The sequence below is a fragment of the Litchfieldella qijiaojingensis genome (assembly GCF_014651875.1).
Lineage (GTDB): Bacteria > Pseudomonadota > Gammaproteobacteria > Pseudomonadales > Halomonadaceae > Litchfieldella > Litchfieldella qijiaojingensis.
Genome location: NZ_BMXS01000028.1, coordinates 41595 through 54664, shown reverse-complemented (window position 1 = coordinate 54664; position 13070 = coordinate 41595). Strand labels below are relative to the sequence as shown.

The window sequence follows — 13070 nt, the reverse complement described above, 5'->3', positions numbered from 1 at the left end:
GCGACGCTTTCGAGGCGCCTCCCATACGCTTAACTCACTCATGGTAGGTGTCCACTAAGGAATAGGTGGACACCTACCGTCATCGAAGTCGGGGCTCAGCGGAAGGTGTGTTTACCGGACGCATACGGTCATCGTAGTCTTGCCTCAGGCCCAAGCGCAGGCCGGTGTGCTGAAAGGTCAAAATCACAGATTGCGTCGGTCGGGATAGAATGCGATGTGGATTCCATTGAGATGGATTGACAGCTGCCTACTCAGCGACCCACAAGCACCAGATTGCAAACAGAGGCGCCTCGCAAGACTTCATGGCATGCGTGATTCCAGGTTCGTTATACAGAATTCCGCCCATTCCAGGCTCGAACCAAGATCCCTCCCCCTGACGAAAATATCCGGATGACAGGACGAGATAAACTTCCTCGGGACTGTGCCTATGATCCGGATATCGAACATGCGGCGCCATCAACGTGGCCCCCACCCACACATCATTCCGATCCTCGAAGCCGCCCGGACCGGCAATCATCGTATTCGCATGGCCATCCGCGAAGTTGTCACTTGCAGACAGTCCGACCGTGCTGCGACGGCGCCAAGTGAGTGATGGTTCGAGAGCCTCGAAGGCATTGGCGACCCGGGCAAGGGAGGGCGACGCCGAACGAACCTCTGCCAGGGCGTCGCCAAGATAGCCCGAAACGGGAAGTCTCGCCCCCTCGCCGGTTTTACACCTGGCGGGTCTTTCCAAGGCGGTGAAGATTTTCTCGATGGACCGGGATGCCGCTGGAATCGAACGGTCCGCCGCCATTACCTCATGAACGCTATCGAGGTAGTTCTGCAAAGCATAGGGGCGAGTTTCCATGGGAGTCGTCTCTTTTCCAGCGGTCTGTACCAGTCTGTTTTCGGCGTTACAGGTCCTTGACCAGCCGCAAAGCATCGTAAATGGCGGCATGGGTGTTCCGGGACTCGACGGCATCGCCGATCCGGAATAACTGGAACCCACCGTCCGTATTGCGGATGACGGCCTGGGGCCTGCCCACGATCAGGTCTTCGTAGTTCACCTCGCCACCATTGCTGGAATGCGGCTTCAGCTCGAAATAGATGTCGGCCATCGGCGTGATACCGTAATTGACCACCACCTGGTCGATACGCCGCTCATGATCCAGGTCCAGCTGATCTTGAGATACATAGTCACTGGTGATCTTGGCCAGCAGCTCGCTGCCATCCCGCTGCACGGACTTCAGCCGGTAGGTGGGCGTGAAGGTGACGTTGGGGCGCTGCAGGGAACGCATGTACGGCACGAGATTCATGGCCATGATCTCCGCCGAGAAGGTACGGTCCGGTGTCATGATCTCGAGCTGTGCCCCGGTGGCGGCAATGATCTCCGATGCCTGCATGGCGGCATGATCGCCGGCATCGTCGAACACCAGCACCCGATTGCCCGGGGGCACGTGTCCGGAAAGGATATCCCAGGTGTTGACCACCAGGTCGTGCCCCACCTCGGGCCGGTCTTCCAAGGGGTAGCCGCCGGTGGCCACGATCACCACATCCGGCTTCTCGGCGAGCACGTCCTCGACCTCGGCCCAGACGTTGTAGCGGATCTCGACGCCAAGTGCCTCGCAGCGCGCCAGGCGCCAATCGATGATGCCCATCATCTCGCGGCGGCGCTCACTCTGCGCCGTGAGACGCACTTGCCCGCCGGCATCGCTGGCGGCTTCCAGCACCACCACCTCATGCCCCCGCTCGCCGGCGACGCGGGCGGCCTCCAGCCCCGCGGGCCCGGCACCGATGATCACTACGCGACGCTTCTGTGCCGCCTTGGGGATGGTGTGGGGCATGGTGGTTTCCCGCCCGGTGGCGGCGTTGTGGATGCAATAGGCGGCACCGCCCTGGTAGATGCGATCGAGACAGTAGTTGGCACCGACGCAGGGACGGATCTCTTCCTCGCGCCCCTCCATGATCTTGCGCACGATGTGCGGGTCGGCCATGTGGGCGCGGGTCATGCCGATCATGTCGACCTTACCCGACGCGATGGCATAACGGGCCGTGGCGACATCCTGGATCTTGGCGCCATGGAAGGTGGGGAAATCCACCTGGCGACGGATCTCTCCGGCAAAGTCGAGGTGCGGGGCGCTGGGCATGCCCTGGATGGGGATCAGGTCGGTGAGCCCCGGGTCGGTGTCGATATGACCGCGGACCACGTTGAGGAAATCGACCAGGCCGCTGTCTTTCAGGCGCTGTGAGATCTGCATCCCGTCGCTGGCCGTCAGCCCGCCCGGCAGCATCTCATCGCCGGTATAGCGCACGCCGACGATGAACTCCTCACCGACCCGCTGGCGAATGGCGCGCAGCACGTCGAAGGTGAAACGCAGCCGGTTGTCGAGATCCCCACCATAAGGCGCCTCGAGGGTATTGGTCAGCGGTGACCAGAACTGATCCATCAGGTGGCCGTAGGCCTGCAGCTCGATGCCATCGAGGCCAGCCGCGTACATGCGTTCGGCGGCATCGGCATAGTCGCGGATCAAGCGCTCGATATCCCAATCCTCGACCTGCTTGGGAAAGGCGCGGTGGGACGCTTCGCGGTGGTGCGAGGGCGACACCGCCGGCAGCCAGTCGCCCTTGTCCCAGCGGGTGCGCCGGCCCAGATGGGTCAACTGGATCATCACCGCGGTGCCATGCTCATGGCAGGCATCGGTCAGCTCACGCATCCAGGGCACCACCTCGTCCTTGTAGGCCAGGATATTGTTGAACACCGGCGGGCTGTCCTTGGCCACCGCCGCCGAACCGGCCGTCATGGTCAGGCCAAGGCCGGCCTTGGCCCGCTCGACGTGGTAGGCACGGTAGAGCTCCTTGGGCATCCCGTCCTCGGGGTAGGCAGGCTCGTGGGACGTCATCATGAGCCTGTTCTTCAAGGTCAGGTGCTTGAGTTGAAAGGGTTGCAACAGCGGGTCGTTAGCCATGGTCGGGCCTCAATCTTGTTGTGGACTTGACAAAGTTAGCGATAGGTGTACACACTTGTCAAGCAGATGTACATCAGTGTACATATAAGCCAAACAAAAATCAGATAGGGCAGGCCGTCATGAGGCGGTGAAACCGGCTATCGGCGAGATGTCGGTTTATGGCAAGAGGAGGTTGAACGCATGTCGCAAGGCGCAGTGATCGGCATCATTGGTGGTCATGGGTGGATGGGGCGAGCACTCGGCCTTTCCCTGCTGGAACAGGGCGTCGTGTCCGCCGGCCAACTCGTGGTCTCATCGCGTTCCGGGAGCGGCAACGCTTACCGCGACTGGCCCGACGTCCGTTGCGTCAAGGATAACCGTGAGCTGGTCGACCTGGCGGATGTCATCGTGCTGTCCGTGCGCCCGGAGGATCTCGCCAGCATCAATATCGAGGCACATGACAAATTGGTCATTTCCCTGTTGGCGATGGCCTCCTTGCAGGAGGTCTCCAGCCAGGTAGGAAGCCGCCGGGTGGTGCGTGCCATGCCGAACGCAGCGGCGGAAATCCGTCGCGCCTATTTTCCGTGGTATGCCTCACAACAGGTTACCGAAGCCGACAAACGGCTCGTTCAGGCGTTGCTGGAGAGTTGTGGAACGGCACGGGAACTTTCCACAGAGGACGATCTCGATTACCTGACAGCCCTGAGCGGTGCCGGGCCAGCCTACCCCGCCTTGCTGGCCCAGTCGATGCTGGAGCACGCCAGGCAGATGGGCATCGCCGACGATATCGCCCTCGAGGCCGTCATGCAGACCCTGGTGGGCGGCAGCCTGTTGCTGGAAAGGCTAGGCAGCGACCCCGGCGACATGGTGGAGCGGCTGATTTCCTATGACGGCACCACGGCCAAGGGGCTGAGAACGATGATCGATGAGGGTATCGGCCAGGCGATTCATCGTGGCCTCGATGCGGCTCATCGGGCAGCAAGCGGCTCACGATAAGACGCCAGCCATAAGCTCTACAACCTACTGAAAACAATCAATCCAAAGTCCGGGAGAGTATGGAATGAAGATCCTCGTCGCGGTCAAACGCGTCATCGACTACAACGTCAAGATCCGGGTCAAGCCGGATAATTCCGACGTCGACCTCACCAACGTCAAAATGGCCATGAACCCCTTCTGCGAGATCGCCGTGGAAGAGGCGGTGCGCCTGAAGGAGCGTGGCGTGGCCAGCGAAGTGGTCGCGGTCACCGTCGGCCCCAAGGCCGCCCAGGAGCAGTTGCGCACCGCGCTGGCCTTGGGCGCCGACCGCGCCATCCATATTAATACCTCAGCCGAGACCGATGAGAAGGTCGAGTCGCTGGCCGTGGCCAAGCTACTGCAGAAGGTCGTCGAGGAAGAGCAACCGCAACTGGTGATCCTCGGCAAGCAGGCCATCGACACCGACAACAACCAGACCGGGCAGATGCTCGCCGCACTGACCGGGTTGCCGCAGGGCACCTTCGCCTCCGAAGTTAAGGTCGAGGGCGACAAGCTACAGGTCACCCGCGAGATCGACGGCGGGTTGCAGACCGTCGCCCTGAGCCTGCCGGCCATCGTCACCACCGACCTGCGCCTCAACGAGCCGCGCTACGCCAAGCTGCCCGACATCATGAAGGCCAAGAAGAAGCCGCTGGCGACCCAGACGCCGGCGGAACTGGGCGTCGAGGTGGCCTCCAAGGTCACGCTGCTCAAGGTCGAGTCACCGGCCGAGCGCCAGGGCGGCATCAAGGTGGGCTCGGTGGACGAGCTGGTCGAGAAACTGAAGAACGAAGCAAAGGTGATTTCATGAGCATCTTGGTTCTGGCCGACCATCACGATGGTCAACTCGGTTCTGCCACCGCCCATGTGGTGGCCGCGGCCCAGCAGATGGCCAAAGAGAGTGGCGGCGATATCGACGTGCTGGTCGCCGGGGAGAATGTCTCGGCGGTGGCCGAGACCGCCGCCCAGCTCGATGGCGTGACCCGGGTGCGCGTGGCGGATAATGCCGTCTACGCCCATCAACTGGCCGAGCCGCTGGGCGACCTGCTCGCCGCGCTGGCCGATGACTATTCTCACGTGCTGGCCAGCGCCTCGACCACCGGCAAGAACGTGCTGCCGCGGTTGGCCGCGCTGAAAGACGTGTCGCAGCTCTCCGACATCATCGGCGTCGCGAGCGCCGATACCTTCCAGCGCCCGATCTACGCCGGCAACGCCATCGCCACGGTGCAGAGCGCGGACCGCCTCAAGGTGATCACCGTGCGCACCTCCGCCTTCGAGGCGGTGAGCGAGAGCGGCAGTGCCGCGATCGAGACCGTCGACACCGTGGTCGACAACGCCCTGTCGGCGTTCGTCGGCGAGGAGCTGGCGCAGAGCGAGCGCCCCGAGCTGGGCGCGGCCAAGGTGGTGATCTCCGGCGGGCGCGGCATGGGCAGCGGCGAGAACTTCAAGCTGCTCGACGGCATCGCCGACAAGCTGGGTGCCGCCATCGGCGCCTCGCGCGCCGCGGTGGACGCCGGCTTCGTGCCCAACGACATGCAAGTGGGGCAGACCGGCAAGATCGTCGCCCCCGAGCTCTACATCGCCGTGGGCATCAGCGGGGCGATCCAGCACCTGGCCGGCATGAAGGACTCCAAGGTGATCGTGGCGATCAACAAGGACGAGGAGGCGCCGATCTTCCAGATCGCCGACTATGGCTTGGTCGCCGACCTGTTCGAGGCGCTGCCGGAGCTCGAAAGCAAGCTGTAAACAACCCCGAGCTTGCCGATGCCATATGGCATGACAGCATGGATCGTACCGAGACCGGCTAGGAGGCGGGGTTTCGTATACCCCGCCTCCTGAGCAGCCACAAGATGTTAGGCTAGGCGGCACCACTACCGAGGATGCCTGGTCCATGCCCCAACCTATCGAACCCGCCCTTTCCGTCAGCGAGCTCAACCGCCGCGCGCGCCTGTTGCTGGAGCGCGACTTCGGCCAATGCTGGGTGGAGGGAGAGCTGTCGGGAGTGTCGCGGCCGGCCTCGGGGCATGTCTATTTCACCTTGAAGGACGACCGCGCCCAGTTGCGCTGTGCCTTGTTCCGCAACCGCGCTCGCTTCGTGGCCACGCCGCTCAAGGATGGCGACCGGGTGCGGCTGCTTGGCAAGCTGTCGATCTTCGAGCCGCGCGGCGACTACCAGTTGATCGTCGATGCGGTGCAGCCGGCCGGCCAGGGCGATCTGCTGGTGGCCTTCGAACAGCTCAAGCAGCGCCTCGCCGCCGAGGGGGTGTTCGCCAATGCCCGCCCCCTACCCTTCCCGCCGCGTCACCTGCTGGTGATGACCTCCCCTACCGGCGCGGCGATTCGCGATGTGTTGGCGGTGCTCGCGACGCGTTGGCCACTGTCCCGGGTCAGCGTGATCCCGGTGCCGGTACAGGGCCGCGAGGCGGCGCCGGCAATGATCCGCTCCTTGGCACTGATCAACCGCGACGGGCGCTTCGATCCCGACCGCGACGCGCTGTTGATCACGCGCGGCGGTGGCAGCCTGGAAGATCTGTGGGCATTCAACGACGAGCACCTGGCACGGGCGATCTTCCATTCGCGCTTGCCGGTGATGTCGGCGGTGGGTCACGAGGTGGACGTGACACTGGCCGATTTCGCCGCCGACGTACGCGCGCCCACGCCATCGGCGGCGGCCGAACAACTGGTGCCCGACCGGCGCGACCTCGCGCACCGTTTGAGCCAGCTTGGGGCGCGCCTGCTGCGTGCCCAACGCGGCCGCCTCGATATCGAGGCACAACGTCTCGATCACCTGCGTGCACGGCTGCGCCATCCCGGTGAGCGCCTGGTCCAGCAACGCCAGCACCTCGATCAGCTCGAAGGGCGATTACAACGCGCCATGTACGCCAGGCTGGCATTGAATCGCCAGCGCCAGCAGCATGCCCAGGCGCGCCTGCTGGCCTTCGATCCCCGCCAACCCCTGCGCCAGGCCCAGCAGCGCTTGGCACATGCCCAGACGCGGCTGCATGCCGCCATGCCACGCCAGTTGGAGAACCACCGGGCACGACTTTCGGCCGTGGTACGGGAACTCCAGGCGGTGAGCCCACTGGCAGTGCTGAGCCGCGGCTATGCGATCCTAGAGGACGATCAGGGCCAGGTCATTCGCCGCGCCCTGGATACCCAGCCCGGCCAAGGTCTGACTGCCCGCCTGGGTGAAGGTCGCCTCAGAGTGGAAGTGAAGCGGCGGTTTTCCCGCTGAGCACGGCGACCGCCAAAATTACCGAGCGGTAATTTCAGATGACAGACCTCTCAATACGAACCTTAAAATTACCGAGCAGTAATTCGATGGGCCCCTGCCTTTCCCCTCGCGCGCTGGCAGCGCCATAATGGCGAGTACCTTCAGCACAAGGGCATCTCTATGCCGGAAGATCCCACTCTACAACGCCTCATCGACCTTGCCAGGCAGCACGACGATGTGGCCGCGTTGTGGTTGTATGGCTCGCGAGCCAGGGGGAGCCACCATGCAGGGAGCGATTACGACCTGGCTGTCGTGTTTACCGACTGGATGGAGCCAGCACTGGATCGAAGGCTTCGTCCGGAATTGCTTGCCTTGGACTGGCAGGAAGCATTGGGGTTGCCCGAAGGTCGACTGAGCGTCGTCGACCTAGCCATCGCGCCGATTCCGCTGGCCTGGACCGTCCTGAGCGAGGGCCGCCTGATTCTGGATCTGCATCCGCAACTACGCATGCAGCAGGAAACCCGTATCATGTCCCGATGGGAACTGGATTATCTGCACCAACGGAAACGATATGAATGAAACACATCCTGGCACGGCTTACCTCGACGCCTTGGACAATCACCTGAAAGAATGTCAGGCCGATGTCGAGATCCTACGCGACATTTTGAGTCAGCGCCCATGGTCTCGCCTGGAACAGCATGCCGCGGAGAGAACCCTTCAGGTCCTTATCGAGAGCTGCATTGGAGTTGCCAAACACTGGGCGAGACAGGAAACGGGCTACACAAGCGGCGAAGCCATGGCTGCGTTCCAACGCTTGATGGATAAAGGGGTCATCGATACGAGCACGCCCTGGCGCAAGATCATCGGGCTTCGCAACGTACTGGTGCACGATTACCTGGAGGTCGACGACGAAATCGTGCGTGATGTTATCGAGCAGGATCACTATCAGGAGCTGTTGCGTTTCTCCCATGATGCCATTGTGGCTTTGCGACAGTCGCCAAGCGGCTCCACTCCCCCAACGCCGCAGTCTTGATGGGTCCTTGTCGATGGCACCGTGAGAATTCGAGCTCACATCTCCTTGCCGATAATCTCCCCTTCCTGGATATCACCTTCCGGCTCATAGCCATGCCGGGCATGGAAGCGTTTCAGCTCGCGCGGTTGCGGCGCCCGGCCAGTGAATATCTCTACATAGGCGGGAATACGCCGCATGCGAACCTCGAGCGCTTCCTGGGTTTTCATCGAGATATAGCCGATCTGGGTAAGGTAGATGGTGCGGGCCCGCACGTTGGCCGCCAGCGTTTCGTACTCGTGATGCACGAACATTCGTGTCAGTGCCTCGATGCGCGTTTCGTCGGCGGCATCGATTTCCCTTGACACCTCGACAGACTGTAGCGCCCAACTGCGCATCGCGAATTCCAACTGCGAGTCGAACAGCCCGGGATCCAGCCAGCAGTCGAAGACGTTGAGAATCGCCTCGGCGATGCTTTCGGCATAAGCCTCGGTCTGCCGCACCAGGCCTTGAGTATTCTTCTCGCGCCAGCGTTCGATCAAGGCGCTCAATAATGCCTCACGATCCTTGAAGAACCAGTAGAAGCTGGTTCTCGAGACATTGAGTCGTTTGGCCAGCGGCAAGATCTTTACGCTATCCACGCCGGATTCAAGCAGCAACTCGAAGGCCGCATCAAGCCAGGCGTCGCGGGAACCTCTCCATTTGGTGTCATGGTTGTCGGCGGGTTGCATCAAGAGGGTCTCTTCGGTCAGGGAACGCAGCGCGGCAGAAAAGCGCTGGCTACAAAACCGTAGTGTACATTAGTGTCTATTTCATGTACACAAAGGAACACCGTCATCATTGGTCAACGATTCCGGCGATCTACGACGACTTGAGACTGGTCAAGGACCTGTGGCGGTATCCTTATGATGACATGTGATACGCCCTGCCCATGGGGGCTTCGCCACCGGGCTTGAAGGCACCGGGTTCGAGTTCATGCCGGGCCAGCAACTTGTAGAAGTCGGTACGGTTGCGCCCGGCGATACGCGCTGCCTGGGTCACGTTGCCCTCGGTGATCTTGAGCACCTTAATCAGATAGCTGCGTTCGAAACTGGCACGGGCTTCGTTGAACGACGGCAGTGCGTTCTCCTCGGCGGTCAGCGCCTGGGCGACCAACGCCTCGGGGATGATCGGCGAACTGGTCAATGCCACGCACTGTTCCACCACGTTCACCAGTTGGCGGACATTGCCCGGCCAGGCCGAGGAAGCCAACAAGTTGAGCGCTTCCGGCGAAAACCCTTTGACGAAGGGCTTATGACGCTCGGCCGCGTGGCCAACCAGATATTTGGCCAGCAGCGGCACGTCCTCGGCACGCTCCTTGAGCGCCGGCAGCTTGAGGTTGACCACGTTGAGGCGGTAGTAGAGATCCTCACGGAAATCGCCCTCGCGCATGGCGCGGTCCAGGTCGCGGTGGGTGGCCGAGATGATGCGCACGTCGATGGGCACCGAGGTGGTCGAGCCCAAGGGGCGAATCTGGCGCTCCTGCAGGGCGCGCAGCAGCTTGACCTGCAGGGTGAGCGGCATGTCACCGATCTCGTCAAGGAACAGGCTGCCACCGTCGGCGGCCTGGAATAGCCCCTGGTGCTGACTGATCGCGCCGGTGAAGGCACCCTTGGCATGACCGAACAGTTCGCTTTCCAGCAGTTGTTCCGGCAAGGCACCGCAGTTGATGGCCACGAACGGCTTGGATGAGCGCGGACTGGCCCGATGGATGGCCTTGGCCAGCAGTTCCTTGCCCGACCCCGAAGGCCCGGTGACCAGCACACTGACATCCGAGGCGGCGACCATGCGCGCCTGCTCTAGGATACGTTCCATCTGCGGGCTGCGAGTGATGATGTCGGCACGCCAATCACTATCGGCATCGCTCGCCCCAGGGGCCTGACTCAATGCCTCGTCAATGGCGGCGAACAGTTCGTCGCGATCAACGGGTTTGGTCAGGAAACTGAACACCCCCTGACGGGTAGCGCTTACGGCGTCGGGAATCGAGCCATGCGCGGTGAGGATGATTACCGGCAGACCGGGTGCACGGCGCTGGACCTCCTGAAACAGCGCCAGGCCGTCCATTTCGTCCATGCGTAGATCCGATAGCACCAGATCGGGACGTACCTGCCCCAGGCATTCCAGCGCCTGGCGGCCACTCTCGGCAGTGGTGACGCGAAACCCCCGGCTCTCCAGGCGCATGCCCAACAATTTCAACAGGCTGGTATCATCGTCCACCAGCAGAATATGGGCGACTTGCTTCACGTTCCAACTCCAACATTGCTCAGGGTGATTGCTGGCGCAAATTAATGCTCTGCTCGATGGCCGTCAGCGCCTCGAGCTTGTCGGCCAGCTCCTCGTTATCCGCGGCCAATTGGCGACGCTCCGCCTCGCTGCTGACGAGACGCTCGGTCATCGCCCTCCGGCCTTCCAATTCATTGAGCCAATAGCGCAGCAGCGGCTGCAGGTCACTGGGTGCCGCATGCAGGTCGGCCCGCAGGATTTCCGCGGCCTGATCCCACTGGCGCTCGCTACCCCATGACAGCACCACCGCACGCGCCAAACGCGAATGACTGTCTTCGCCCTGCAACTTCTCGAGCGTCTGCTCGCGCCATTCGCGGTCCCCGCGCTGCGAGGCCAGCCCGTAGCCAACCCAGGCATCGACCAGGCAATCACTTTCCTTCAAGGTCGGAATGGCTTCCTCGCATGCCATCTCTTCCATTGATTCCTGCTCAGCCATGTCGGACGTCTGGGGTAGCCACTGACAACCTGCCAACAGGGCTACTGCCAACAGGCCCATCGGAATACGGTAATGCATAGGACATCAATTCCTTGCGTTGACGCTCTCGTCCGCTGTCAGCGATAGCGCCTTATTCGTATCATCTGCCTTGAGTCGCGGCGGGTGCCAAGGGAGAGTCAAGCGGAAACACACAGGCAACGGATCGTCGTCGGCCAACTCCAGGCAACCGTGCTGCGCTCGTGCACAGTCGGCCGCCACCGACAACCCGATGCCGGAGCCCTTCAGCGGCCCCTTGCGCTGCGCCCGCCCTTGATAGAATGCCTCGAAAAGCCGCGACTGGTCCTCTGGCCGAATCGGTTCGCCGCTGTTGGCCACCTCGAGTATCAACGAGGTACCGAAACGACGTCCGCGTATCTCCAGCCGTCCGCCATCTTCACCGTAAGCAATGGCATTGGACAGCAGGTTATCCACGATGCGCCCCGTCGCGGTGCGATCCGCCTGCCACTCCAGCGGCCCGTCGAACCACCTCACCTGCATGCCCTTGTGCTCGAGCGCCAGCTGATGTTTGGCCAGCATCTCCTTGACCACCGTGGCGACATCGAAGCGTTCGACTTCGATGCCACGATTGTGCTGGAGCAGGTTGTAGTCCAGCAATTGTTCGATCAGTCTCTGCAACTCCTCGCCACTGGCATCGATCAGTTCGACGATCTCGCGCTGGTGTGGCGTCAATTCGCCCGCGACCCCATCGCTGAGCAAGGCCGTCCCCTCCCTGACACTGGCCAGCGGGGTCTTCAATTCATGCGACATGTGACGCAGGAACTGCTGCTTCTGGGCCTCTAGTTCGGACAAGCGCGACGACAACCAGTCCAGCCGGTCGCCCAGGCTGACCAGCTCTGCCGGCCCTTGGATGTGCTGTTGGGTCGTCGTCTTCGTCGCGCTGCCCAAGCTCAGGATGCGGTACTCGAGCTGGCGAATCGGGCGAATGATCAGCCATGTAAATAGCAGCATCAGCACTAGACTCGCCGAGACTAGCGCCGCGGTCTGCAACCACAAGCGGGTCTGCACGTTGCCGGCTCGCTCGCGAATGCCGTCGATCCGGCTGTCGATCTGGCGATTGGTGGCGTCGCGCATGGCATTGGTATGCGCGGAGAAAGTGGCAAAAACCGGCAACTGCTCGCGGAACTCCTCCAGGGGCAGTTCGGGCAACGCCTTGAGTTCCTCGAGTTGGTCGATCAGCGCCAGTACATGAGGGTCATCGGGCAATAGGCGACGTTGCTGCATCAGCAGCTCGCCGAATTCGTCGGCACGTTCGAGGTAGATGTTGAGCAGGTCTTCTTGCTCGACCACGGCATATTGGCGGGCGCTGCGCTCCATCTCGAGTGCCAGCGAGGACAACGCGCGGGCGCGGCGAGTTTCTTCCATCGCCTGACGGGCACTGACATCGGCCAGACGCGTCAGTTCGGAAAGCGCCTGACCAGCCTGAAACATCAACACGCCCAGCGGCAACATGACGACAATGAACGCCAACAGAACCAGTTGCAGCAAGGATCGTGGGCGCCAGCGGCGCGAGGCCTGAGTGGTCATGACCAGTGTTCTATGCAGTAGTGACAGAGGCAAAGTCATGCAAGTTACCACTCAGAATAACAGAGTTGTCTCGTGTGCCCGAGCTTTTCCCTCTTGCCGTCCTGAAATCGGCAGAAAAAAAGAGGGCCGGCATGGCCGGCCCAAGGTACGCAGGGAACTGAAGGGTATGAGAATGCCTAGAACTGTCTGCCTGGCCAGACACTTATCGGCATTCACAATGGGCCCGAGGCCCCGAAGCCATGTCCATGACGTTACGCCTGCCAGGGGCTGTCATCGACATGCGGGCAGCGAACCACCCGGCTTCGTCCTGTGAAGCGTCGCCTCAGCCGAAATTGACGGCGGCGCTTGCTGAATTCGATCCCCCGAAGGGGAGAGGCGTCCTTGCCAGGGCATCCTTGCCCTTCTGGTACTCTTCCTTGCCTGTCGGCGGTACCCGTCTCATCGCAACCTAAGTCACACATCGCGTGGAGCAGACGCAGATCGACTCTTCTGACCAGGTTGCACAGGGTGGTGGCCTGTCCCGTCCGAGTCGATCAGGAAGTGATTCGAGCCGTTTTGAATCGCTTC

At 62.0% G+C, this 13070-nt stretch carries 12 protein-coding genes; 6 read left to right on the top strand and 6 right to left on the bottom strand.

The features are described 5' to 3' along the window. Positions 1 to 247: 247 nt before the first annotated feature. Positions 248 to 847, bottom strand: coding sequence for a dimethylsulfonioproprionate lyase family protein (locus tag IE093_RS19685; protein ID WP_189472218.1), 600 nt, complete (start codon positions 845 to 847; stop codon positions 248 to 250). Between the two features lie 46 nt (positions 848 to 893). Then, positions 894 to 2945, bottom strand: a complete 2052-nt coding sequence (locus IE093_RS19680; protein WP_189472216.1) for an NADH:flavin oxidoreductase — start codon at positions 2943 to 2945, stop codon at positions 894 to 896. Positions 2946 to 3125: 180 nt separating this feature from the next. Between IE093_RS19680 and IE093_RS19675 the strand changes: the two genes are divergently transcribed. The 6 genes from IE093_RS19675 (at position 3126) to hepT (ending at position 8185) form a co-directional block, all read left to right on the top strand. Further along, positions 3126 to 3920: a pyrroline-5-carboxylate reductase family protein gene (locus IE093_RS19675; protein ID WP_189472215.1), complete on the top strand. Its 795-nt coding sequence runs from the start codon at positions 3126 to 3128 to the stop codon at positions 3918 to 3920. A gap of 64 nt (positions 3921 to 3984) precedes the next feature. Next, positions 3985 to 4749: an electron transfer flavoprotein subunit beta/FixA family protein gene (locus IE093_RS19670; protein WP_189472212.1), complete on the top strand. Its 765-nt coding sequence runs from the start codon at positions 3985 to 3987 to the stop codon at positions 4747 to 4749. Then, complete coding sequence (locus IE093_RS19665) at positions 4746 to 5684, top strand: electron transfer flavoprotein subunit alpha/FixB family protein (RefSeq protein WP_189472210.1); 939 nt, start codon at positions 4746 to 4748, stop codon at positions 5682 to 5684. Before IE093_RS19670 ends, IE093_RS19665 begins: the two co-directional genes overlap by 4 nt. A gap of 145 nt (positions 5685 to 5829) precedes the next feature. Next, the gene (gene xseA / locus IE093_RS19660; RefSeq protein ID WP_189472208.1) at positions 5830 to 7173 is read left to right on the top strand and encodes an exodeoxyribonuclease VII large subunit; all 1344 of its coding nucleotides are present in this window, start codon (positions 5830 to 5832) and stop codon (positions 7171 to 7173) included. Between the two features lie 159 nt (positions 7174 to 7332). After that, positions 7333 to 7731, top strand: a complete 399-nt coding sequence (mntA, locus tag IE093_RS19655) for a type VII toxin-antitoxin system MntA family adenylyltransferase antitoxin (protein ID WP_189472206.1) — start codon at positions 7333 to 7335, stop codon at positions 7729 to 7731. After that, complete coding sequence (hepT, locus tag IE093_RS19650) at positions 7724 to 8185, top strand: type VII toxin-antitoxin system HepT family RNase toxin (RefSeq protein ID WP_189472204.1); 462 nt, start codon at positions 7724 to 7726, stop codon at positions 8183 to 8185. The genes mntA and hepT overlap by 8 nt, the downstream gene beginning before the upstream one ends. Positions 8186 to 8220: 35 nt before the next feature. Here hepT and IE093_RS19645 read toward each other — a convergent pair whose 3' ends face one another. The 4 genes from IE093_RS19645 to IE093_RS19630 form a co-directional block, all read right to left on the bottom strand. After that, on the bottom strand, positions 8221 to 8892 hold the full coding sequence (locus tag IE093_RS19645) for a TetR/AcrR family transcriptional regulator (RefSeq protein ID WP_189472202.1): 672 nt from the start codon (positions 8890 to 8892) through the stop codon (positions 8221 to 8223). A 172-nt stretch (positions 8893 to 9064) separates the two neighbouring features. Continuing rightward, on the bottom strand, positions 9065 to 10444 hold the full coding sequence (glrR, locus tag IE093_RS19640; protein ID WP_189472200.1) for a two-component system response regulator GlrR: 1380 nt from the start codon (positions 10442 to 10444) through the stop codon (positions 9065 to 9067). A gap of 19 nt (positions 10445 to 10463) precedes the next feature. After that, entirely contained in the window at positions 10464 to 10997 is a 534-nt protein-coding gene (locus tag IE093_RS19635) for a hypothetical protein (RefSeq protein WP_189472198.1), read from the bottom strand. 6 nt (positions 10998 to 11003) lie between these two features. Beyond that, a complete protein-coding gene (locus IE093_RS19630; RefSeq protein WP_229803771.1) occupies positions 11004 to 12542 on the bottom strand; it encodes a sensor histidine kinase in 1539 nt (512 codons plus the stop codon). Positions 12543 to 13070: the final 528 nt, after the last annotated feature.